The organism is Nonomuraea sp. NPDC050202, assembly GCF_040656115.1.
Classification (GTDB): domain Bacteria; phylum Actinomycetota; class Actinomycetes; order Streptosporangiales; family Streptosporangiaceae; genus Nonomuraea.
In genome coordinates this window covers 87,194-108,855 of sequence record NZ_JBFALF010000009.1, presented here as the reverse complement: position 1 = coordinate 108,855, position 21,662 = coordinate 87,194, and the positions used below count along the sequence as shown (strand labels likewise).

At 70.9% G+C, this 21,662-nt stretch carries 22 protein-coding genes; 13 read left to right on the top strand and 9 right to left on the bottom strand.

Translation table 11 applies throughout. From position 1 onward, the window contains the following. Nucleotides 1-203: 203 nt before the first annotated feature. On the bottom strand, nt 204-686 hold the full coding sequence (locus AB0I79_RS25005) for an Lrp/AsnC family transcriptional regulator (RefSeq protein ID WP_357876805.1): 483 nt from the start codon (nt 684-686) through the stop codon (nt 204-206). Nucleotides 687-789: 103 nt separating this feature from the next. On the opposite strand from AB0I79_RS25005, the gene hppD reads away from it, so the two are divergent. From hppD to AB0I79_RS24980, 5 genes are all read left to right on the top strand, one after another. After that, nucleotides 790-1,899, top strand: coding sequence for a 4-hydroxyphenylpyruvate dioxygenase (hppD, locus tag AB0I79_RS25000; protein ID WP_357876802.1), 1,110 nt, complete (start codon nt 790-792; stop codon nt 1,897-1,899). A 34-nt stretch (nt 1,900-1,933) separates the two neighbouring features. Then, a complete protein-coding gene (locus tag AB0I79_RS24995; RefSeq protein ID WP_357876799.1) occupies nt 1,934-2,377 on the top strand; it encodes an RDD family protein in 444 nt (147 codons plus the stop codon). 46 nt (nt 2,378-2,423) lie between these two features. Next, nucleotides 2,424-3,836, top strand: coding sequence for a M1 family metallopeptidase (locus AB0I79_RS24990; protein ID WP_357876796.1), 1,413 nt, complete (start codon nt 2,424-2,426; stop codon nt 3,834-3,836). Nucleotides 3,837-3,910: 74 nt separating this feature from the next. Continuing rightward, the gene (locus AB0I79_RS24985) at nt 3,911-4,456 is read left to right on the top strand and encodes an RNA polymerase sigma factor (protein ID WP_357876793.1); all 546 of its coding nucleotides are present in this window, start codon (nt 3,911-3,913) and stop codon (nt 4,454-4,456) included. 68 nt (nt 4,457-4,524) lie between these two features. Beyond that, entirely contained in the window at nt 4,525-5,124 is a 600-nt protein-coding gene (locus AB0I79_RS24980; protein ID WP_357876790.1) for a hypothetical protein, read from the top strand. A 188-nt stretch (nt 5,125-5,312) separates the two neighbouring features. Here the strand turns inward: AB0I79_RS24980 and AB0I79_RS24975 are convergent, their stop codons facing one another. Then, complete coding sequence (locus AB0I79_RS24975) at nt 5,313-6,416, bottom strand: ROK family protein (protein WP_357876788.1); 1,104 nt, start codon at nt 6,414-6,416, stop codon at nt 5,313-5,315. Between the two features lie 79 nt (nt 6,417-6,495). Further along, nucleotides 6,496-7,671: an FIST N-terminal domain-containing protein gene (locus AB0I79_RS24970; protein ID WP_357877424.1), complete on the bottom strand. Its 1,176-nt coding sequence runs from the start codon at nt 7,669-7,671 to the stop codon at nt 6,496-6,498. 198 nt (nt 7,672-7,869) lie between these two features. Here AB0I79_RS24970 and AB0I79_RS24965 point away from each other — a divergent pair, with 198 nt between their 5' ends. The 4 genes from AB0I79_RS24965 (at nt 7,870) to AB0I79_RS24950 (ending at nt 12,975) form a co-directional block, all read left to right on the top strand. Then, the gene (locus AB0I79_RS24965) at nt 7,870-9,234 is read left to right on the top strand and encodes a sigma 54-interacting transcriptional regulator (protein WP_357876785.1); all 1,365 of its coding nucleotides are present in this window, start codon (nt 7,870-7,872) and stop codon (nt 9,232-9,234) included. Nucleotides 9,235-9,297: 63 nt separating this feature from the next. Continuing rightward, nucleotides 9,298-10,056, top strand: coding sequence for a hypothetical protein (locus AB0I79_RS24960; RefSeq protein WP_357876782.1), 759 nt, complete (start codon nt 9,298-9,300; stop codon nt 10,054-10,056). A gap of 42 nt (nt 10,057-10,098) precedes the next feature. Further along, nucleotides 10,099-12,057: a hypothetical protein gene (locus AB0I79_RS24955; protein WP_357876780.1), complete on the top strand. Its 1,959-nt coding sequence runs from the start codon at nt 10,099-10,101 to the stop codon at nt 12,055-12,057. Nucleotides 12,058-12,123: 66 nt separating this feature from the next. Beyond that, nucleotides 12,124-12,975, top strand: coding sequence for a GNAT family N-acetyltransferase (locus tag AB0I79_RS24950; RefSeq protein WP_357876778.1), 852 nt, complete (start codon nt 12,124-12,126; stop codon nt 12,973-12,975). 36 nt (nt 12,976-13,011) lie between these two features. Here the strand turns inward: AB0I79_RS24950 and AB0I79_RS24945 are convergent, their stop codons facing one another. Together AB0I79_RS24945 and AB0I79_RS24940 are read right to left on the bottom strand one after the other, a co-directional pair. Continuing rightward, a complete protein-coding gene (locus AB0I79_RS24945; RefSeq protein ID WP_357876776.1) occupies nt 13,012-13,971 on the bottom strand; it encodes a zinc-binding dehydrogenase in 960 nt (319 codons plus the stop codon). A 44-nt stretch (nt 13,972-14,015) separates the two neighbouring features. Next, entirely contained in the window at nt 14,016-14,846 is an 831-nt protein-coding gene (locus tag AB0I79_RS24940) for a helix-turn-helix transcriptional regulator (protein WP_357876774.1), read from the bottom strand. Nucleotides 14,847-14,977: 131 nt separating this feature from the next. On the opposite strand from AB0I79_RS24940, the gene AB0I79_RS24935 reads away from it, so the two are divergent. Next, nucleotides 14,978-16,285, top strand: coding sequence for an aspartate aminotransferase family protein (locus tag AB0I79_RS24935; RefSeq protein ID WP_357876772.1), 1,308 nt, complete (start codon nt 14,978-14,980; stop codon nt 16,283-16,285). A 41-nt stretch (nt 16,286-16,326) separates the two neighbouring features. Here AB0I79_RS24935 and AB0I79_RS24930 read toward each other — a convergent pair whose 3' ends face one another. Next, a complete protein-coding gene (locus AB0I79_RS24930) occupies nt 16,327-16,740 on the bottom strand; it encodes a DUF6292 family protein (RefSeq protein ID WP_357876770.1) in 414 nt (137 codons plus the stop codon). 139 nt (nt 16,741-16,879) lie between these two features. On the opposite strand from AB0I79_RS24930, the gene AB0I79_RS24925 reads away from it, so the two are divergent. Further along, the gene (locus AB0I79_RS24925; RefSeq protein ID WP_357876768.1) at nt 16,880-17,005 is read left to right on the top strand and encodes a hypothetical protein; all 126 of its coding nucleotides are present in this window, start codon (nt 16,880-16,882) and stop codon (nt 17,003-17,005) included. Nucleotides 17,006-17,015: 10 nt separating this feature from the next. After that, the gene (locus AB0I79_RS24920; protein ID WP_357876766.1) at nt 17,016-17,447 is read left to right on the top strand and encodes a hypothetical protein; all 432 of its coding nucleotides are present in this window, start codon (nt 17,016-17,018) and stop codon (nt 17,445-17,447) included. A 4-nt stretch (nt 17,448-17,451) separates the two neighbouring features. On the opposite strand, the gene AB0I79_RS24915 is transcribed toward AB0I79_RS24920, so the two are convergent. Both AB0I79_RS24915 and AB0I79_RS24910 read right to left on the bottom strand, forming a co-directional pair. Further along, nucleotides 17,452-18,591, bottom strand: a complete 1,140-nt coding sequence (locus AB0I79_RS24915) for a cystathionine gamma-synthase (RefSeq protein ID WP_357876764.1) — start codon at nt 18,589-18,591, stop codon at nt 17,452-17,454. A gap of 138 nt (nt 18,592-18,729) precedes the next feature. After that, nucleotides 18,730-18,960 (bottom strand): hypothetical protein, encoded by a 231-nt coding sequence (locus AB0I79_RS24910; protein ID WP_357876762.1) that lies wholly within the window; start codon nt 18,958-18,960, stop codon nt 18,730-18,732. Between the two features lie 137 nt (nt 18,961-19,097). On the opposite strand from AB0I79_RS24910, the gene AB0I79_RS24905 reads away from it, so the two are divergent. Beyond that, entirely contained in the window at nt 19,098-20,240 is a 1,143-nt protein-coding gene (locus AB0I79_RS24905; RefSeq protein WP_357876760.1) for a histidine kinase, read from the top strand. Nucleotides 20,241-20,243: 3 nt separating this feature from the next. Here AB0I79_RS24905 and AB0I79_RS24900 read toward each other — a convergent pair whose 3' ends face one another. After that, nucleotides 20,244-21,614, bottom strand: coding sequence for a cystathionine beta-synthase (locus AB0I79_RS24900; RefSeq protein WP_357876758.1), 1,371 nt, complete (start codon nt 21,612-21,614; stop codon nt 20,244-20,246). Between the last annotated feature and the right edge of the window lie 48 nt (nt 21,615-21,662).

Genomic DNA, 21,662 nt, shown 5'->3' with positions numbered 1-21,662 from the left:
CGAAAAGCCCGGCCAGTACGACGATTCCCGTGCCGATTGAAACCAGGAGAACCCGGAGAATCCGCCGCCTCTTCCGCATTCCGTTACCACCGCCACTCCGCACCCTCGACCCCCTCGTCAAGCCTCGTCCAACCCCCGCAAGCTGGGCGAATGGTAAGGGTAAACGATCGACAATGGTGCCTAGTCCCTCAGCGATAGTACGTCTACCGGACCTCGCGACGCGGAACATCGGCGACCAAAGGCAGCACGCGGTAGGGAACCGGAGTGTCCAGTGCGATGATCGAATTAGTCCGGAGTACGCCCTGTACGTCGACGATGCGATCGATAACCCGCTGTAAATCGGCGTTCGTTCTGGCGACCACGCGGCACAGCAGATCGCTGTCGCCGGTGATCGTGTGCACCTCCAGCACCTCCGGGATGCGGGCCAGCCGGTCGGCCACCGGGTCGTGCCCGGCCACCTGCCTGATCTCCATGCTGACGAACGCCGTGACGTCGTAGCCGAGCGCGGCGGGCGACACGTCGGGGCCGAAGCCGGTGATCACTCCCCTGTCCATGAGCCGGTCGAGCCGGGCCTGGACCGTGCCACGGGCCACGCCGAGCCGCCGCGAGCACTCCAGCACGCCCAGCCGGGGCTCGGCGGTCAGCAGGGCGATCAGCCGGGAGTCGAGCTCGTCGATCGTCGTCATGCTGTACAGAAATACCCCACCGAGCGCCTGATGGCTAGGCAGATTGTCCACTCATTGAGGTAACTGTTGCGCAACTCGTCCAGGAAAATAAACAGTTAACGGTATGAGTGATGTCTTTCCGGTCAACGGCATGGACGCCGTAGTGTTCGCCGTGGGGAACGCCAGGCAGGCGGCCCACTACTACTCGACCGCGTTCGGCATGCGGCTCGTGGCCTACAGGGGGCCGGAGAACGGCAGCCCCGACGTGGCCGCGTACGTGCTGACCTCGGGCAGCGCCACCTTCGAGCTGCGGGCCTCGGTCCGGCCGGGCACGGACCTGGCGCGGCACGTGGCGGAGCACGGTGACGGGGTCATCGACCTGGCCATCGAGGTGCCCGACGTGGAGGCCGGCTACGCCTACGCCGTCGCCCACGGGGCGAAGGGGCTGGTGGAGCCGCACACGATGGAGGACGAGCACGGCAAGGTGGTGCTCGCGGCCATCGCCACGTACGGCGAGACCCGGCACACCCTGGTCGACAGGTCCAACTACGGCGGCCCCTACCTGCCCGGCTACGCGCCCGCCGAGCCGCTGGTCGCGCCGCCCGCGACGAAGAACGGGCGGCTGTTCCAGGCGGTCGACCACTGCGTCGGCAACGTCGAGCTGGGCAAGATGGACGAGTGGGTGGAGTTCTACCGCAAGGTGATGGGCTTCACGAACATGGCCGAGTTCATCGGCGACGACATCGCCACCGAGTACTCGGCGCTCATGTCGAAGGTGGTGGCCGACGGCACGCGCAAGGTCAAGTTCCCGCTCAACGAGCCGGCCGTCAGCCGCAAGAAGTCGCAGATCGACGAGTACCTCGAGTTCTACGGCGGCCCCGGCGTGCAGCACATCGCGCTGGCCACCAACGACATCCTGACCACGGTCGACCACATGCGGGCCGCCGGGGTGAGCTTCCTGCGGACGCCCGACTCGTACTACGAGGACCCCGAGCTGCGCGCGCGCATCGGGCAGGTGCGGGCCCCGATCGAGGAGCTGAAGAAGCGGGGCATCCTCGTGGACCGCGACGAGGACGGCTACCTGCTGCAGATCTTCACCCAGCCCGTGCAGGACCGGCCCACGGTCTTCTTCGAGCTCATCGAGCGGCACGGCTCGCTCGGGTTCGGCAAGGGCAACTTCAAGGCGCTGTTCGAGGCGATCGAGCGGGAGCAGGAACGCAGGGGCAACCTTTAGTTTGTCCCGACTTAGTGGTGGTCATCCAGACAACATGGGATTGCCGCCACCGGGGTTGGCGGGGCGCTGGCGGCGGCTGTTCGCCGGCGTCCTCGACTGGCTCGTGATCAACATCGCCGCCGCGCCGTTCAACTGGACGAGCTGGGACTACGTCTGGAACGAGAACCGGGGCGACTGGGAACGCTACCCCGTCGAGCACACCTTCGTGGCCGGCCTGGTGGCGTTCCTGTACTTCTGGCTGCTGCACGCCTTCTGGAATGGTCAGACCCTGGGCAAGAAGCTGTTCGGTCTCCGTGTCGTGTCCGAGTACGGCGGGAGGATAGGGGTGGGCCAGGCAGCGGTCAGGCAGGCCGTGTTCACCGTGCTCGGGTGGTTGTGCTGCGTCGGCATCCTGGTGGATCTCGGCTGGATCCTCTTCGACCCCCGGAAACAGGCCGTACATGACAAGGCAGCGAGGACGGTCGTCGTGAATGCCTGACTCAGCGTAATATTCAGGTCACGAAGTGAAGGGGGCTCGTACGCTCATGCGTTCCGACAGGCGCGGGGTGGCCATGCTGGCGACGCTCATCAGCGTGCTGGCCTGCTCGCCCGCCGACGAGCCCACCCCGCCCGCCGCCGGGCAGAGCTCCGTCGACCGGCGCGCGGGCGCGCCCGGCATCGGCGACCCCGACTTCCCCGGCGACGGCAACGGCGGCTACGACGTCTCCCACTACGACCTGGTCGTCGACTACACGCCCGCCACCAGGCGGCTCGACGGCGTCACCACGATCCGCGCCTCCGCCACCCAGGAGCTGTCCAGCTTCAACCTCGACCTGACCGGGCTCGACGTACGCGACGTCGCCGTCGACAACGCACCAGCGACGTTCACCAGGAAGGGCGACGAGCTGACCGTGCGGCCCGCCAGGGCGATCGCCGACGACACGCCCTTCACCGTCAAGGTCGCCTACGCCGGGCTGCCCAAGCCGGCCAAGGACAACGCCAACCTCGGCACCTACGGCTTCATCCCCACGCCCGACGGCGCGTTCGTGGCCTCCGAGCCCAACGGCTCCAAGACCTGGTTCCCCAACAACGACCATCCCGCCGACAAGGCCACGTTCGACTTCACGATCACCGTGCCCGCCGGGGTGACCGCGCTGGCCAACGGCGAGCTGGCCGGGCAGCCCACCACCTCGGGCGGAAAGACCACCTACCGCTGGCGCGAGCGCCACCCGATGGCGACCTACCTGGCCACGGCCACGGTGGGCAAGTTCGACCTGCGCCAGGGCAGCACCGCCGCCGGCATCCCCAACCTGGCCGCCGCCGACCCCAGGTTCAAGGGCTCGCTCGATCCGCTCTACACGCTCTCCGGGCAGATCACCGACTACTGGGCGACGGTGTTCGGCCCCTACCCGTTCTCCTCGACCGGCGGCGTCGTCGACGACTACTCCGCCGGCTACGCGCTGGAGAACCAGACCAAGCCGCTGTACGGCGGCTTCCAGCCCGACGAGACGATCATCGCGCACGAGCTGGCGCACCAGTGGTTCGGCAACAGCCTGACCATCAAGCGCTGGAAGGACCTCTGGCTCAACGAGGGCTTCGCCACGTACGCGGAGTGGCTGTGGGCCGAGCACAAGGGCACGAAAACGGCGGAGGCCACGTTCAAGGAGCTGCTCAACCGGCCCGCCACCGACCCGATGTGGACCTATCCCCCCGGCCGCGCCAAGCCCGACGACCTGTTCAACCAGTCCGTCTACACCCGCGGCGGCATGACCCTGCACGCCCTGCGCAGGGCCATCGGCGACCCCACGTTCTTCACCCTGCTCAAGGCCTGGGCCGCCGAGCACCGCTACGGTCATGTGACGACGGAGGAGTTCGTCGCGCTCGCCGAGCGGCTGTCCGGCAAGAACCTCGACGCCCTCTTCGACGCCTGGCTTTTCCAGCCACGCAAACCCGCCTGACCTGCGGGGAAACGCTTCGCGTCGCCCGGCCCAAGTACAGGGTGCAAGGGCGAACGACGAAGGGAGCGAGGCCTGTGCGCCTCAACGAGGACCCTGTGGCCTTCGAGGCCTTCTATCGCCGCCACGTCGATGCCGTGCTGAAGTTCGTGGTCCGGCGGGTGAGTGATCCTCACCTCGCCGCCGACCTGACGGCGGACATCTTCCTGGCGGTTCTGGACTCCGCGGACACGTACGTGCCGGGGCGCGGCAGCGAGATCGCCTGGCTGTACGGCATCGCGCGCAACGTCGTGTCGGCCCAGTACCGCAAGGCGACCCGGGAGGCGCGGGCGACCGGCCGCCTCGCAGGCCGTCGCCTGATGGACGACGACGACCTCACGCGGATGGAGGAGCGGATCGACGCCGAGCGCCAGATGCGCAGCGCTCTGGAGGCCATGGAGGGCCTGCCGGAGGGCGAGCGCGCGGTGCTGGAGCTCGTGGCGATCGACCAGCTCACCGTCACCGAGGCCGCCAAGGCGCTGGGCATCAGGCAGGTGACCGCGCGGGTCCGGCTGCACAGGGCCAGGCGTGCCCTCGAACACTTCACCTCGCCCTCGGCTGTGTATTCGGAAGGACGGGCATGAGCGACTTCGAAGATCGTCTTCTCGGTGCACTCAAGGAAGAGATCACGACGAGGAAGGCGGAGAACAGGATGACGACTGTTGCACCGGCCGGCAGGCGCCGCTGGGTAGGGCTGTCTGCCGCGGTGGCGGGGGTCGCGGCGGCCGCCACAGCGGCGGTGGTGGTGGCGACCGGCGTCACCGGCGGCCCGGCGTACGCGGTGACCAGGGGCGCCGACGGCGGGGTCGGCGTGGAGATCAACGCGTTCACCGATCCCGAGGGGCTGGAGGCCGACCTGGCCGGGGCCGGGATCAAGGCGGTGGTGGACTACCTGCCGCAGGGGCAGATCTGCAAGCAGCCACGGGGCACGCACGGGGGCGGCTCCGGGCAGTTCTCCGTGAGCATCGGCCGGCAGGGCGACGGGATCAGCTTCAAGATCGAGAAGGGGCAGGTGCCGGCGGGGTCCACGCTGGTGCTGACCGTCTCGAAGAGCAAGGACGGCGACGACCAGCCGCCGTTCGCGACCACGCTGGAGATCGTCCAGGGCGCGGTGTCGGAGTGCGAGCCCACCTCGATGCCGGTGCCCGCTGACGGTGGCGGCACCACGGAGAAGCAGGACCAGGGGCCCGGCTTCGACACGGGCACGGAGCAGCGGGACGAGGGGCCGAGCCTGGACAGCAAGACCGGGTGACACCCCCTGCACCCCGGCCCGGCGGCCCTCCCGAGCAGCCTCGGGGCCGCCGGGCCTGGGTCGTGCATGGACGACCGCCGGGCCCGCGCCACGCGTGAGCGACCGCCAGGCTCGGCACCATGCATGAGCGGCCGCCCAGGCCCACGACACCCATGAGTGACCGCCGGGCCCGCGCCACGCGTGGGCGATCAGGCGTCCTGGGCGGGCCAGTAGGTGTCGCCCGACAGGAGCAGCGCCGCGGCGCCGATGAGGCCGGCCTCCTGTCCGAGGGCGGCGGGCAGCACCTTCACCCGGCGGGCGAACCCCATCCTGGCGTGCTCCCGCAGCGCCTCCTCCAGCGGGCCGAACAGCGGCTCGCCCGCCTGGGACAGGCCGCCGCCGATCGTGATGACGTCGAGGTCGCACAGGTGGGTGGCGGAGGCGATGGCCACGCCGAGCGCCCGCCCGGCGCGGCGCAGGGCCCGTGACGCGATCGGATCCCCTGCCCGCGCGTCGGCCGCCAACTGCCGCGCCGTCACGACCCGATCCTCCGGATACGCCCCGCTTCCATCCTCCGGGTACGCCCCACTGCCGGCCGCACCGCCCCCAGCAACAACGCCATCCCCCACCACATGCGGCACCGCCACGCCGGCCACGGCCACATCACCAGCGCCAGACATCGCGCCGGCCACCGCCACATCACGGGCCACATCACGCGCCACCGCGCCAGGCACCCACCCCTGCTCCAGAGCCCAGGCGACCAGCGCCGGCCCCCGGGCGACGGCCTCCAGGCAGCCGTGGCCGCCGCAGCCGCAGCGCGGACCGCCCGCAGGCTCGACCACCACGTGCCCGATGTGCCCGGCGTTCCCGGTGCGCCCGTGGAGGAGCCGCCCGTTCAGGATCAGCCCGCCGCCCACCCCCGTGGACACCACCATGCCGAGCATGTCGTCGCTCCCCCGCCCGGCCCCCAGCCAGTGCTCGGCCACGGCCAGGCAGACCGCGTCGTTGTGGAGGCGTACCGGCACGGAGGGGAACAGCGCGGCCAGCCGGGCACGCAGCGGGAAGCCGCGCCAGCCGGGGATGTTCAGCGGCGAGACCTCCCCGTCGGGCCAGGTCAGCGGCCCGCCACAACCCACCCCCACCCCCTCGGCGGAGGACGCCAGCGGTGAGATGAGACCGGCGAGCGTCCGCCACAGGGTCTCGGCGTCCGCGCCCTGCGGCGTCGCGGCACTGCGGGCCGCGGCCACCGTGCCGTCGCGGGCCACCAGGCCGGCAGCCATCTTGGTGCCCCCGACGTCGATGGCCAGGATCACGGGCGGCGGCCGTCCGGGATCGAGATCCGGCCGCGGCCCCCGTCCAGGACCGAGGCCAGCCCGCAGCGGCCGTCCGGGATCACGAGCCGCCCGGGGCGCTGGAGAACACCAGGACGGACGCCGTGAACCCGTGCACGTGGTTGTGCCCCGCCACCGGCCCCACCTCCCCGGCCGCGAAGAAGCCGGCCACGCCGATGGGCCCCAGCGTGTCGCGCAGCGCGACCGGGTCGTGGTCGGCCGTGCCGAACATCGCCGACCCCCGCCCGTTGCAGGAGAACAGCAGCGCCCCGTCCACCTTGCCGAGCTCCTCGCGATGGGCGTCGAGCAGGTCGTACAGGTCCTCGTCGGCGGTGGCCGCGTCACGCACCTGGAAGCGCACGGTCCTGCCGACCTCCACGATGTCGCCGATCGCCACGGCCTCGCGGTCCGGGTCGATGCCGATGACCCCCCTGATGAGGAAGTCGCCGCGTTCGTGGCGTTCTGCGTACTCGTCCATGGCCAGCCCGATCTGCAGCCCGGACGCGACCAGCTCGCGATCGTCCTCGTCCAGCTCGCTGACGATGTCCTCCAGCCGGGCCAGCGCGGGCTGCCCTGCCAGCTCCAGCAGCAGGTTGTCCTCGGACGCGGTGACCACCATGCTCGGTCCGATCGGCCGGCAGCCCTGGCTGACCACGGTGCTCACCTTTATCGGCCCGCTGAGCAGCACGCCGATGGCGCCCTCGGTGTAGATCTCACCGTCGGCGAACAACCGTACGGAGCCCCGTCCCTGCAGCCCGTTGGCCAGCCCGCCGATCAGCGGCAGGTCGCCCAGCACGTCGACCGAGCGCTCGACGAAGGCGTCGGTCGGGAAGCTGTACGGGTCGGCCAGCAGGATCGCCACATGATCGTCGCCGCCGCGCTCCGGCAGCCCGACCACCACGAACCGGTCCTCGGCCGCCAGCGTCTCCAGCGCGAACGTGGTCAGCCGCGCCCCGTCCAGGGTCGCCGCCCACGCGCTCACGGCAGGCGTCAGCTCCACCCCTTGCCCGTCACCGATCACCCCTGTTGCGCTGCATCCGATCACGTGCGCCTCGGGCGCGAGCTTCATCGCGGCCTGGCCGGCCCGCGCGACGTCGTCGGGATCGTCGCCACAGATGAAGAAGCAGACCAGATCTGCTTGGCCGCTGAGCCTCGACAGTGCCTGACCGACGGCATGCTCCGCGGCCTCCACCAGGTCGGAACCCACGGCGAGGCCGTCGGCGAAGCGGCTTGTCATCAAGGCCACGGATCTCGCCTCCCTCGACATGTCCAAGTTCCCTAGGCCCGATTCTCCCCACTAAAGGGACAAGCACGCACACGAACCGTCACGCAATAGTCAAGATCCGAAATCTCCGCCAGATGCGAAAGTCTCTGCCACATTCCTCGCGGGGGACGTAGTCTCGATCCCGTGCATCAGCCACGTATTCTCCGCGAGTTGCGAGAGAGCGGCCACGTTCATCGCACCGTCAAGGCCGAGATCCGGGAAAACCTGCTGGCCAGGCTGCGCGCGGGAGAGCCGCGCTTCCCCGGCATCGTGGGCTTCGACGACACCGTCCTGCCACATCTGGAGCGGGCCCTGCTCGCCGGGCACGATCTGGTCCTCCTCGGCGAGCGCGGGCAGGGCAAGACCCGGCTCATCCGCACCGTCACCGGCCTGCTCGACGAGTGGACGCCGGTGGTCGAGGGCTGCGAGATCAACGACCACCCGTACGCGCCGGCCTGCACGCGCTGCCAGAAGCTGGCGCGCGAGCTGGGCGACGAGCTGCCTGTGGCGTGGAAGCACCGGGACGAGCGCTACGGCGAGAAGCTCGCCACGCCCGACACCTCCGTGGGCGACCTGATCGGTGACGTCGACCCCATCAAGATCGCCGAGGGGCGCACGCTGGGCGACCCCGAGACGGTCCACTACGGCCTGGTGCCGCGCACCAACCGGGGCGTCTTCTCCGTCAACGAGCTGCCCGACCTGGCCGAGCGCATCCAGGTGTCGCTGCTCAACGTCCTGGAGGAGCGCGACATCCAGGTACGCGGCTACAACCTGCGGCTGCCTCTCGACATCCTGCTCATCGCCAGCGCCAACCCCGAGGACTACACCAACCGCGGCCGGATCATCACGCCGCTGAAGGACCGGTTCGGCGCCGAGATCCGCACCCACTACCCCTTGACCGTCGAGCACGAGCTCGCGCTCATCCGCCAGGAGTCCATGCCGGACATCGGGGCCGACGTCCCCGAGCACCTGGTCGAGGTGATCGCCCGCTTCACCCGGCTGGTCCGCGAGTCGACCGCCGTGGACGCGCGTTCCGGCGTGTCGGCCCGCTTCGCCATCGCCGCGGCCGAGACCGCGGCCGCCTCCGCCGTGCGCCGGGCGGCGATCGCCGGCGAGGAGCAGGCGGTCACACGCGTGGTGGACCTGGCCTGCGTGGTGCACAGCCTGCGGGGCAAGGTGGAGTTCGAGGTCAGCGAGGAGGGCAGGGAGACCGAGATCCTGGCCCACCTGCTGCGCCGGGCGACGGCCGAGACGTTCAGGAGCCGGTTGGGCGGCATGGACCTGTCGGCGCTGACCGACAAGTTCGCCGAGGGCAACCAGGTGGAGTCCGGCGAGCTGGTGCCGGCCGGCGAGCTGCTGCACCGCGTCGGCCCCGTGGCCGGGCTGGCCAAGGTCATGTCGCGGCTGGGCATGGGCGCGGGCGAGGAGTCGCCGGGGCACGCCGCGGCGGCCCTGGAGTTCACCCTTGAGGGGCTTTACCTCATGCGGCGGCTGTCCAAGGAAGACCTTGACGGCATAACTGTTTACCGGACGTGAACAGATCGGCGGTCTCCCGCGTCATAGTGGTTAGCTGATCACGTTGTTCGGGGGAGACCGTCCATGCGCCTGCTCGTCGCCTGTGCCACCGCCGCCGCCACCGTTTCCCTGAGCACGCCCGCCGAGGCCGCCGTTCCCCTGAGCACGCCCGCCGAGGCCGCCACCGCCGTGTACGGCTTCGCCTGGGCCGACGGCAAGGGGCACCTGCGGCTCGTGCCGAAGTCCGCCACCCGGGCCTCGAAGAGGTTCTACACGTTCAAGACCCTCCACCGGGCCTTGGAGCTGCGGCTCGACTACACCAAGGCCGCGTACGGGCGGGTCACGGTCGCGTGCGACCTGGTGGAGACCGAGGGCAGGATCGCCGTGGACGGCAAGGGCCTGGGGCGCACGAAGTGCGGGCCGGGCGACCTGACCGAGACGCTGGCGCGCGGCCCGGTGCCCGTACGGGTCGAGTACCGGGGCGGGAAGGCCACGCGCGTCAACGAGATCCTGATCACCGACTGGGGCACCCCGCGCACGGCCCGCGGCACCATCAAGCGGGTCAACGACACGGCCGTGCTGTTCACGACGGGCGGCAGGACGATCAAGCTCGGCTACACGTACACGACGGCCTTCCACCGCACCACCGCCAGGTGCGGTGACGGCTGGCTGACCGGCAGGCCGGTGAACGCGGACAGGAACGGCCTGGGCAAGAAGCCGTGCACGTGGACGGAGCTCACGAAGGCGCTCAAGGGCACCCGGCACCCGGTGCTGGTGAAGGTCGACTACACGCCGGGCGTGGACGCGCTGAACGAGGTGTGGGAGGTCTTCGGCGACGCCTGAAACGACCCGCCAGGGGATTTCTCGGGTTAGCGTGGGTTTGTGATGGCCTTTCGCTATGGCGAGTACCACGACGGCCCCGACCCCCTGGCCCCTCCCTATGACGTACGGGCGGCGCTCGACGAGATGGGCGACGCCATCCTGTCGGGCTCGACGCCGGTCCACGCCCTGCGCGACCTGCTCAAGCGCGGCCTGCCCGGCGCGCAGGAGCGCCGCGGGCTCGACGACATGCTCAGGGAGGTCCGCAAGCGCCGCCGTGACCTGCGCGAGCGCGGGCGGCTCGACGGCACGCTGGAGCGGGCCAGGGCCCTGCTGGACAAGGCGATCGGGCAGGAGCGGGCCGAGCTGTTCCCCGACCCGTCCGACGACGCGCGGCTGCGGGAGGCCGGGCTCGACGCGCTGCCCGAGGACACGGCCAGCGCGATCCAGGAGCTGAGCACCTACGACTGGCGCTCGCCGGCGGCCCGCCAGACCTTCGAGGAGCTGCGGGACCTGCTGCGCAGGGAGGTGCTGGACAGCCAGTTCAAGGGCCTGCGCGACGCGCTGGCCAACCCCGACCCGCAGGCGATGGAGCGCATCCGGCAGATGATGTCGGACCTCAACGACATGCTCGACAAGGACGCCAGGGGCGAGCACACCCAGGCCGACTTCGATGACTTCATGGCGAAACATGGGGACCTGTTCCCCGAGAAGCCCCGCAACCTGGACGAGCTCGTCGACATCCTGGCCCGCCGCGCCGCCGCCACGCAGCGCATGCTGGCCTCGATGACCCCGCGCCAGCGCGAGGAGCTGAGCAACCTCATCAACCAGACCCTCGACCAGGCGGGCCTGTCCGACCAGATGCGCCGCCTCGGCGAGGCCCTCTACGCCCGCCGCCCCGACCTGGCCTGGAACGCCCCCGAACGCCTCACCGGCGAGGAGCCCCTGGCCATGGGCGACGCCGTGACGGCGCTGGAGGAGCTGGCCGACCTCACCCAGCTCGAGACCGCCCTGCGCCAGGACTACCCGGGCGCGCGGCTCGACGACATCGACGAGGACGCCGTACGCCGCGCGCTCGGCCGCTCCGCGGTGGACGACCTGGAGGCGCTCAAGCGCATCGAGCGCGAGCTGGAGGAGCAGGGCTACCTGCTGCGCCGCCGCGGCAAGCTGGAGCTCACCCCGAAGGCCGTGCGCCGCCTGGGCGAGACCGCGCTGCGCCGGGTCTTCTCCTCGCTCGACGGGGGCCGCCGGGGCGACCACGACCAGCACGACGCGGGCTCGGCCGGCGAGCTGACCGGCTCGTCGCGTCCGTGGCGGTTCGGCGACGAGCAGCCGATCGACGTCGTGCGCACGCTGGTGAACGGGGTGCGCAGCGGCGGCGTCACCCTCGGCGATCGGGTCGGGGTGCGGCTGTCGGTGGACGACTTCGAGGTGGCCGAGACCGAGCGCCGCAGCGCCGCGGCCGTCTGCCTGCTGGTGGACCTGTCGTACTCGATGGCCCTGCGCGGCACCTGGGCCGCCGCCAAGCAGACGGCGCTGGCCCTGCAGGCGCTGGTGGCCTCCAAGTTCCCGCAGGACGCCGTGCAGATCATCGGCTTCTCCAACTACGCCAGGGTCCTGCAGCCGGACGAGCTGGCGGGCCTCGACTGGGACATGGTCCAGGGCACGAACCTACACCACGCCCTGCTCATCGCCGGCCGCCACCTCGACCGCCACCCCGACTTCGAGCCGGTGGTGCTGGTGGTCACCGACGGCGAGCCCACGGCGCACCTCATGCGCAACGGCCAGTCGGCGTTCGAGTGGCCGCCGTCGCACGAGACGCTGGAGCTGACGCTGGCCGAGGTGGACAAGATGACCCGGCGGCGGGCGACGATCAACGTCTTCATGCTGGCGGCGGACGACCGGCTCAAGGAGTTCGTGGACGAGGTGGCCCGCAGGAACGGCGGCCGGGTCTTCTCACCGAGTGCGGAACGGCTCGGCGAGTACGTCGTCAGCGACTTCCTGCGCCTGCGCCGCTCCCGGTGAGACCGGCGACCCCGGCGGCCGGCTGATCCCGGAAACTGTCGGTGCCGGATGGCAGACTCGCCGGTCATGGATGACATCGTGCTGCTCAGGGACGTGACCGAGGCCGACCTGGAGGTGCTCTTCGAGCAGGAGCACGACCCGGAGGCCGTGCGGCGGTCGCGGTTCGCTCCCCGGGAGCGGGAGGCGTTCATGCACCACTGGAAGACGCGCATCCTCGGCGACCCGACCGTGTTCGTGCAGGCCGTCATGGTGGGAGGCGAGCTGGCGGGCAACCTGGTGGCCTGGTGGGAGGGGGATCGGCGCTTCATCGGCTACTGGTTCGGCCGGGCGTTCTGGGGGCGCGGCATCGGCACCCGCGCGCTCGGGCTCTTCCTGGACGAGGAGCGGACCCGGCCCCTGTACGCCGATCCGTTCCACGGCAACACCGCGTCGGTGCGGCTGCTGGAGAGACACGGGTTCGAGCGGGCGGGGACGGTGCGGCACGGCGACGACGAGCACGTCCTGCTGGTGCTCCACCCGTCGCAGGCCCGCCGCACGGACGAGATCTCCGGCAACCGCCGGACCGCGCACGCCTACGTCGACAGCGCGGAGCGACGCGACTGGGAGGCGTTCGCCGCCCTGCTCGCCGAGGACGTGGTCTACGAGATGCCGCAGACCCGGGAGCGCATCCGCGGCAAGCGGCCCTTCCTCCGGTTCAACATGGAGTATCCAGGCGACTGGCACCTGAAGGTCAGGCGGATCGTCGCGGACGGCCGCCACGCCGCGGCCTGGCTCGACACCCGGGTCGGCGACGAGCAGCAGGACGCCTGCGTGTGGTTCGAGTTCTCGGACGAGGGCCTGATCAGCCGGGTCACCGACTTCTGGCCCGAGCCGTACGAGCCGCCCGCCGGCCGCGAGCACCTCGTGGAGCGCTGGTAGGCCGGTCGCCGCTCGGCGCGCACCCGGAAACCCCGCTCAGTGTCCCACTTCGAGCACCAGCTTGCCGGTGGTGCGGCCGGACTCGATGCGGCGGTGCGCCTGCGCGGCCTGCTCCAGCGGCAGCGACTCGACCCGCACCCGCAGTTCCCCGCTCGCGGCCCCGGCCACGACCCGGCGCAGCGCCTGCCCCGCGGTCTCCGGGAAGGCGGCGGAGAACGCGGCCAGGTTGAACCCGGAGACCGTCTTGTTGGTCAGCCACAGCTCGTTGGCCGGGATGCCGACGTCCTCCGCGCCGGAGGCGTTGCCCATCACGACCAGCCGCCCCATCGGCGCGAGCAGGTCCAGGCTGCCGCGGCGGGCCGCACCGCCCACCATGTCCACCACGACGTCGAACCGCCCCGCCCCGGCCGCCTCCTCCCGCAGCACGACCTCGTCGTACCCGAACGCCCTGGCGGCCTCGATCTTGGCCGGGCTGCCCACGGTGCCCACCACGCGGCCCGCCCCCAGCAGCCGGGCGGCCTGCCCGAGCTGGCTGCCCACGCCGCCGGCCGCCGCGTGCACCAGCACGCTCTCCCCCGGCTCGATGCGAGCCACCCGGTCGAGCACCAGGAACGCCGTCGTGCTGTTGGACGGCAGCGCCGCCGCGACGCCCAGCTCCAGCTCGTAACCGTCCAGCGGGGCCACCAGCTCGGCGGAGGTGACCACCACCTCGGCGTACCCGCCGCTGTCCACGATCGTCAGCGCGGCGACCGGCTGCCCCGCGCGCAGCCCCTCGACACCAGGGCCCAGCGCCCGGACGCGGCCGGACACCTCGATCCCGGGCACGAACGGCAGCGGCACGTCCGCCAGCCCCTGCCGGTAGAGGATCTCGGCGAAGTTGGCGCCCGCGTACGCCACGTCGATGGAGACCTGCCCCGGCCCTGGCTCGGGGATCTCGACCTCGTCGAGCCGGAGGACGTCGGCGCCGCCGAATTCGGGAATCGTGATTGCCTTCATGCCGTCCATCGTGCTGGGACGGCTGCGGGGGAGGCAGTGTCAGCTCATCCTGGGTGTACGGCCACCAGGCTCTCCGCCTTCTCCTTCGTGTCGGTGTCGGGGTCGGGCGTGTGCAGCACCACGTTCAGATCCGCCCGGTCCGGCAGCCGGAACAGCGAGTACTCGAAGACGAGGTTCCCGGCCTCGGGGTGGGTGATCGCCTTGATCCCCTGCGAGCGGGAGCGCACGTCGGGCCGGGCCCACAACTCGGCGAACTCCGAGCTGGCCGCGCGCAGCCCTTCGGCGATCTCCCCGAAGACCGGGTCGTCCGGATACCGGGCGGCTCCGGCGCGGAAGTCGGCCACCATGTCCGGCGCGAACTCGTGCCACGCGGTGAACCGGCCCCGGTAGATGGGATGGGTGAAGAACGCCACCATGCAGTTGCGTACGTCGTCGTCGTAGCCGAACACCCACCGGGAGGCGTCGTTCATGGCCACCAGGTTGTAGTGCCGGTCCAGCACGTGCGCCGGGTTGGGCATCCACGCCTCCAGCACGGCCCTGAGCTGGTCGTTCACCGGCGCGCCCGGCTGCCCGGCCGGGTCCGGCGGGTTCAGCCCGGCCAGCACGTACAGGTGCGTGCGCTCCGCCTCGTCCAGCAGCAGCGCGCGGGCGACCGCGTCGAGCACGGCGTCGGAGACCTTGATGTCGCGCCCCTGCTCCAGCCAGGTGTACCAGGACACCCCGACCCCGGCGAGCACGGCCACCTCTTCCCGCCGCAGCCCGGGTGTACGGCGGCGGCCTCCGGCGGGCATGCCGACGTCGGCGGGCGTGAGCGCTTCGCGCTTGGCCCGCAGGAACTCCTTGAGCTGGTCGCGGCGGCGTTGACTGGCAGTCACGAAACACACCATAAGCGACAATCAACCTCAAGCATCCGCTTGCGCTGCGTCCCTTGTAACGGCTGTCGCCATCGATCGAAGATGACATTCAGCCCGACGTCTCGGGCGGGGCCAGAGAGGATCGGTTGGCGATGGACAGGACGTTCTGGGACGAGGCGGACCGGCTCCTCATCCGCTACGGAGCCGGATTCACTCCGCGAGTCATCGAGCGCGCCTCCGGTGCGTACGTCTTCGACCACCACGGCACGCCGATCCTCGACTTCACCTCCGGCCAGATGAGCGCCATCCTCGGCCACGCGCACCCGGACATCGTGACCACGGTCTCGTCCGCGACGGCGTCGCTGGCCCACCTCTACAGCGGCATGCTGAGCACCCCGGTGCTGGAGCTCGCCGGCAGGCTCACCGCCACCCTGCCTCCCGAGCTGGCCAAGATGCTGCTGCTCACCACGGGCGCCGAGGCGAACGAGGCCGCGATCAAGATGGCCAAGCTCGCCACCGGCCGCTGGGAGATCGTCTCCTTCGACCGCTCCTGGCACGGCATGACCCAGGGGGCGGCCTCCGCCACCTTCTCGGCCGGCCGCCGCGGCTACGGCCCGCCGACCCCGGGCAACCTCGCGCTGCCCGCCCCCAACGCCTACCGCTCGCCGTTCCGCTCCCCCGACGGATCGCACGACTGGGAAACCGAGCTCGCCTACGGCTTCGCCCTGGTCGACCAGCAGTCAGCGGGCAGCCTCGCCGCCTGCCTCGTCGAGCCGATCCTGTCGTCGGGCGGCATCATCGACCTGCCGCCCGGCTACCTGCGCCGCCTCAAGGAGCTGTGCGACGAGCGCGGCATGCTGCTCATCCTCGACGAGGCCCAGACCGGCCTCGGCCGCACCGGCACCATGTACGCCTTCGAACGCGACGGGGTCACCCCCGACATCCTGACCCTCTCGAAGACCCTCGGCGCCGGCCTCCCCGTGGCGGCCGTCGTCACCACCGCCGAGGTCGAGCAGACCTGCCACGACCGCGGCTTCCTCTTCTACACCACGCACGTCTCCGACCCGCTGGCCGCCGCCGTCGCGCTGACGGTCCTCGACGTCATCCACCGCGACGGCCTCGTCGCCCGCGCCTCCTACCTGGGCGACCAGCTCACCACCCGCCTGGCGGCACTGCGCGACGGCTACGAGGTCGTGGGGGACGTCCGCGGCCGGGGCCTGCTGCAGGGCCTGGAACTGGTGAAGGACAAGCAGAGCAGGGCGCCCGCGGACGCATTGGGCCAGGCGGTCACCTCGGCCTGCCTCGAACGGGGGCTGCACATGAACATCGTGCAGTTGCCCGGGATGGGGGGAATCTTCCGCATCGCCCCGCCTCTCACGATCAGCGAGGACGAGCTGCACACCGGCCTGGACATCCTGGAGGCGTCCATCAAGGCCGTGCTCGACGGCGCCGCGAGTTGACCGTGCCGGGGCGGGCCGCAGCCCGGGGCTTTGGTCCGGGTTCAGGCGAGGGCGTAGAAGTCGAGGGCGACGTCGAAGCCGTCACGGCAGTTGCGGTGCGAGCGGTAGCAGGGTCGCCAGGCCGAGCTGGCGCCGACGCCGGCCCGCGCGTCCCGCAGGGCCGAAGGGACGCGCTCGGGGCGGGGGAGCAGGCCGTGGCCCAGGTAGCGGATGCCCGTCAGCTCCGTGTGCCGGCCGCGGTCGCCGGAGACGAAGGCGCCCAGGCGCCAGCCGCTCTCCTCGTCCCACACCAGCGCGGTGTCGTCGGTGAGCCTCACCGTGGCATCTCTGGGATCGCACGGGCCTTCCCACCAGTCCGCAACTTCAGCCCCGAGCAGGTCGACGACCTGCTGGACGTAGCTGATCGGCTGCTGCAGCCACTCGTCGGTGTACGGCTCGACGTGCCTGATGGCCACGGACGGCACCTCCCTGTGCCCAGACGGTAAGGAAAGAACGGCGACACGCAACAATACCCGCGACGAACTTATTCCGTTGCACGTCCGTCTAGTCATTACGGACGATATTTACGTCCGACACGGGGAAGGAGGGGTGACCATGATTGCCACGGTTCTCCTCTTGGTGCTGATGGTCGTCGCGGTGGCGACCTCGGAGCTGTGCATGCGTTGTTCTGCGGACGGCAAAGAGAGTGTCGAGTCCCCCAGCGAGATCACCGGGGACTAGTCTCTCTGCCATGCCGTCCCTGCTTCTCTGGCTGCACATCGGTTTCGCGATCTTCACGATCGGGCCGGTGACCGCCGCGACGATGTCCGCGCCGCGCGCCATCCGCACCAAGAACGTGCCCGCGCTGCAGTTCATCCAGCGCATCACGAGGATCTACAGCCTCGGGAGCCTGGGTGTGTTCGTGTTCGGGCTGGTGCTCGGCATCGTGCTCGGCGACGGGCTGCTCGGGCGGTGGTACATGACGGCGTCGATGACGCTGTTCATCGTGGCCGCCGTCATGCTGGTGATCATCGACCGGGACCTGCGCACCGCCGTGCAGGCGCTCTCGAGCGAGAGCGCCGACGACGACGCCAAGATGCAGAAGGGGCGGATCGCCGCGATCAGCGGGCTGCTGTCCGTGATCTGGCTGGTGATCCTGTTCCTGATGGTCGTGCCTGAATAAGCGATCAGCCCAGTGCCTGGGTGAGGTCGGCGAGCAGGTCGTCGATGGTCTCGATGCCGACCGAGAGCCGCACCAGGTCGGCGGGCACCTCCAGCGGCGAGCCCGCCGCGGAGGCGTGCGTCATCCTGCCCGGGTGCTCGATGAGCGACTCGACCCCGCCGAGCGACTCGCCGAGCGTGAACAGCTTCGCCTTGTCGCACACCGCGACCGCCTCCGCCTCGCCCCCGGCGACGCGGAACGACACCATGCCGCCGAACCTGCGCATCTGCTTGGCCGCCACCTCGTGCCCGGCGTGCTCGGGCAGCCCGGGGTAGAGCACCTCGGTCACGCGCGGGTGGGCGAGCAGCAGGTCGACGACGCGTTCGGCGTTGTCGCAGTGGCGGTCCATGCGCACGCCGAGCGTCTTGAGACCCCGCAGCGTCAGCCACGCGTCGAACGGCCCGGCCACCGCCCCCATCGCGTTCTGGTGGTAGGCCAGCTCCTCCCCGAGCCCGGCGTCGGCGGCCACCAGCGCGCCGCCCACCACGTCGGAGTGCCCGCCGACGTACTTGGTGGTCGAGTGCACGACCACGTCGGCGCCCAGCGCGAGGGGCTGCTGCAGGTACGGTGAGGCGAAGGTGTTGTCCACGACCAGCAGCGACCCGTTGTCGTGGGCGAGCTGCGCCAGCGCGGCGATGTCGGCGATGCCGAGCAGCGGGTTGGTGGGCGTCTCGACCCAGACCACCCTCGTCTTCTGCGTCATGGCCGCGGCCACGGCGTCGAGGTCGTGCAGCGGCACGGGGTCGTAGTGCAGGTCCCAGCGCTCGTGCACCTTGGCGAAGAGCCGGTAGGTGCCGCCGTACGCGTCATTCGGGATGATCACGTGGTCCTGCGGCTTGCACACCGTACGCAGCAGCGTGTCCTCGGCGGCCAGCCCCGACGCGAACGCCAGCCCCCGCGCCCCGCCCTCCACGGCGGCCAGCGCGGCTTCGAGCGCGGTCCTGGTGGGGTTGGCCGAGCGGCTGTACTCATATCCGGAACGCAGGCCGCCCACGCCGTCCTGCTTGTAGGTGGACGTGGCGTAGATCGGCGGCACGACCGCGCCGGTCAGCGGGTCGGGCTCCTGACCTGCGTGGATGGCCAGAGTTTCAAAACCGTTGCTCATACAGGTCACGTTACAGGCCGCTGTCACGCGGACGGCCCGCGATCCGGTCCCCTCCGGATCGCGGGCCGCTCACGGGAGCCCGTCCCCACGAAGCTCCCGTGCGGGCTCGCGCACCATGCCCGCGCGAGCCGGGCCTGTTCAGGCCGCCTTGGGCTCGTGACGGTCCCCGCCTGACCGGGGCGGGAGCCGTACCACGTCCGCCTTGACGAACGGGTCGCTGCCGCCTTCCGCGTCCACCTTGATGAACCGGCCGCTGCCGCCCTCCGCCCGCTCCCCGTTGATGCGGGAGAGCAGCACGGGGTCGGCCAACGCGAGCAGCACGCCCACGACCAGCCCGACACCCAGCAACGCGAACCCGATGGCAACCATGTCCTCTCCCCTTCCGACACATCCAGCATCGGTGACACGCCCCGCCCGCCGCCTCCGCTGAAGGGCTGGTCTCCGCCAGGCCCTCTCGGCCGAACGGTTGATACGACATGTCCGACTTCCGGCTTAGGCTCGACGCCGTGGGGGATTCGAAGCGCATCGTGTACTGGCTACGCCGGCTGAGCGAGATCGCGATGTACGGCTGGCTGGGCATGCTCCTGCTGCTCGACCTCGTGCTGGCCGGCGTCGTCAGCGGCGTGCAGTGGCTGGTGCTGGCCTGCGGCGTGTGCGGCATCGCGGCCGTGGTGCTGCGCCGCAGGTACCGGGTGGAGGGGTTCGCCATCATGCTGACCCTGTCGTTCGGCACCTCGCTGCTGGCCGGCTGGACCGGCGCCGACGCCGCGCCGGGCATGGCGGAGACGGGCTCGCTGCTCATCCTGATCATCGGGGTGCTGCGGCACGTCGAGCCGGTGCGCCGGGCGGCCGTGCTGGCGTGCGCGGGGTTGATCGTGCTGATGAGCGAGGCGAGCGGGCGCGACTACCAGAGCTCGGGCCTGGCGTTCGCGTTCCTGCTGTTCGCGGGCTGGTCGACGGCCGCCGGGGCCGGCGGTTACCTGCGTTTCCAGCAGGAGCGCCGCACGGAGGCCGTGCATTCGGTACGGCGGGCCGAGCGCCTGGAGCTGGCCAGGGAGCTGCACGACCTGGTCGCCCACCACATCACCGGCATCGTCGTGCAGGCCCAGGCCGCCCGCACGGTCGCCGAGACCAGGCCGGAGGCGGTGGCTCCCGCCCTGGACGCGATCGCCACGGCCGGCTCGGACGCGCTGACCTCGATGCGCCGCATGGTCGCGGTGCTGCGCACGGAGGACGGCGCCGACCGCAAGCCGGGCACCTCGCTGGCCGACCTGCGGATGCTGGCCGACAGGTTCTCGGCGGACGGGCCCAAGGTGGCGTTCGAGATCGGCGCCGGCCTCGACGATCGCACGCTGCCGCCCGAGGTCATGACCACCCTGCACCGGGTGCTGCAGGAGGCGCTGACGAACATCCGCAAGCACGCCGCCCGCACGGCCTGGGTGGAGGCCGACCTGCGGCGCCACGAGCGGGTCGTGGTGTTGCGGGTGCGCAACTTCGGGGCCGGCTCTGATCCGCGGGTGTCACGGCTGGGCGGCGGGTTCGGGCTGGTCGGGATGGCCGAGCGGGTGGAGGCGCTGGGCGGCCGGCTCTACGCCGGCCCGTCCCAGCAGGGCGCCTGGGAAGTGGTGGCCGAGTTCCCACTCCCCTGACGCTCAGTGGTTGGCCAGGAACGCGAGCAGGTCCTGGCGGGTGATCAGCCCGGCCGGCTTGCCGTCCTCGAGCACAACCGCCGCATCCGCCTTCTCCAGCGCTTCAACCGCACGCGCCACAGGTTCACCATTGCCGATCGTGGGTAGCGGCGCGGACATGTGATCGGAGATCGGATCGTCGGAGGAGAGCCTGCCGTGGTAGAGGGCTTCGAGGAGGTCGCGCTCGACGATGGAGCCGATCACCTCCGCCGCCATGACCGGCGGCTCCTCCTTCATCACCGGAAGCTGGGACACCGAGTACTCGCGCATGATCGAGATGGCGGTGCCGACCGACTCGTGCGGGTGGGCGTGCACGAACTCCGGCAGCCCCGGCCCCTTGCGCGCCAGCACGTCACCGACCAGCCCCTCGTCGGAGGAGGTGGTCAGGAAGCCGTAGTCGGCCATCCAGTCGTCGTTGAAGATCTTCGACAGGTAGCCGCGGCCGCCGTCGGGCAGCAGCACGACCACCAGGTCGTCGGGCGCCGCCGCGGACGCGACGCGCAGCGCCGCCACGACCGCCATGCCGCACGAGCCGCCGACCAGCAGCCCCTCCTCGCGGGCCAGGCGGCGGGTCATGTTGAAGGACTCCTTGTCGGACACCGCGATGATCTCGTCGCAGATCTCGGTGTCGTACGTGGCCGGCCAGATGTCCTCGCCGACGCCCTCCACGAGGTACGGACGGCCGGACCCGCCGGAGTAGACCGAGCCCTCCGGGTCAGCACCGATGATCTTGACCCGCCCGCCGGAGACCTCCTTGAGGTAACGGCCGGTGCCGCTGATCGTGCCGCCGGTGCCGATGCCCGCCACGAAGTGCGTGATCCTGCCGTCGGTCTGCTCCCACAGCTCGGGGCCCGTCGAGTGGTAGTGGGAGTCGGGGTTGTTGACGTTGGAGTACTGGTCGGGCTTCCAGGCGTTCGGCACCTCGCGGGCCAGCCGGTCGGAGACCGAGTAGTAGGAGTCGGGGTGGTCGGGCGAGACGGCGGTCGGGCAGACCACGACCTCCGCGCCGTACGCGCGCAGCACCGCGATCTTGTCCTGGGCCACCTTGTCCGGCACCACGAACAGGCACCGGTAGCCCTTCTGCTGGGCCACGATGGCCAGCCCCACCCCGGTGTTGCCCGAGGTGGGCTCCACGATCACGCCTCCCGGGCGCAGCTCGCCGGACTTCTCCGCGGCCTCGATCATCCGGACTGCGATGCGGTCCTTGACCGATCCGCCCGGGTTGAAGTACTCGACCTTGGCCAGCACCTGAGCGGGCACTCCCGCGTTGACTTTGTGCAGCCGGACGAGCGGAGTGTTCCCCATGAGGTCGACGAGGGAATCGTAAACGCGCACCGAGGTGTTCACCTTCTTCACCGAAGCTTGGTCAGCTTGCCAACGGCC

Excerpts from the sequence above, each read along its gene's own strand:
- AB0I79_RS25005 (WP_357876805.1), bottom strand. The coding sequence starts at position 686 with ATGACGACGATCGACGAGCTCGACTCCCGGCTGATCGCCCTGCTGACC.
- hppD (WP_357876802.1), top strand. The coding sequence starts at position 790 with ATGAGTGATGTCTTTCCGGTCAACGGCATGGACGCCGTAGTGTTCGCC.
- AB0I79_RS24995 (WP_357876799.1), top strand. The coding sequence starts at position 1,934 with ATGGGATTGCCGCCACCGGGGTTGGCGGGGCGCTGGCGGCGGCTGTTC.
- AB0I79_RS24990 (WP_357876796.1), top strand. The coding sequence starts at position 2,424 with ATGCGTTCCGACAGGCGCGGGGTGGCCATGCTGGCGACGCTCATCAGC.
- AB0I79_RS24980 (WP_357876790.1), top strand. The coding sequence starts at position 4,525 with ATGACGACTGTTGCACCGGCCGGCAGGCGCCGCTGGGTAGGGCTGTCT.
- AB0I79_RS24970 (WP_357877424.1), bottom strand. The coding sequence starts at position 7,671 with ATGACAAGCCGCTTCGCCGACGGCCTCGCCGTGGGTTCCGACCTGGTG.
- AB0I79_RS24960 (WP_357876782.1), top strand. The coding sequence starts at position 9,298 with ATGCGCCTGCTCGTCGCCTGTGCCACCGCCGCCGCCACCGTTTCCCTG.
- AB0I79_RS24955 (WP_357876780.1), top strand. The coding sequence starts at position 10,099 with ATGGCCTTTCGCTATGGCGAGTACCACGACGGCCCCGACCCCCTGGCC.
- AB0I79_RS24950 (WP_357876778.1), top strand. The coding sequence starts at position 12,124 with ATGGATGACATCGTGCTGCTCAGGGACGTGACCGAGGCCGACCTGGAG.
- AB0I79_RS24945 (WP_357876776.1), bottom strand. The coding sequence starts at position 13,971 with ATGAAGGCAATCACGATTCCCGAATTCGGCGGCGCCGACGTCCTCCGG.
- AB0I79_RS24935 (WP_357876772.1), top strand. The coding sequence starts at position 14,978 with ATGGACAGGACGTTCTGGGACGAGGCGGACCGGCTCCTCATCCGCTAC.
- AB0I79_RS24925 (WP_357876768.1), top strand. The coding sequence starts at position 16,880 with ATGATTGCCACGGTTCTCCTCTTGGTGCTGATGGTCGTCGCGGTGGCG.
- AB0I79_RS24920 (WP_357876766.1), top strand. The coding sequence starts at position 17,016 with ATGCCGTCCCTGCTTCTCTGGCTGCACATCGGTTTCGCGATCTTCACG.
- AB0I79_RS24915 (WP_357876764.1), bottom strand. The coding sequence starts at position 18,591 with ATGAGCAACGGTTTTGAAACTCTGGCCATCCACGCAGGTCAGGAGCCC.
- AB0I79_RS24910 (WP_357876762.1), bottom strand. The coding sequence starts at position 18,960 with ATGGTTGCCATCGGGTTCGCGTTGCTGGGTGTCGGGCTGGTCGTGGGC.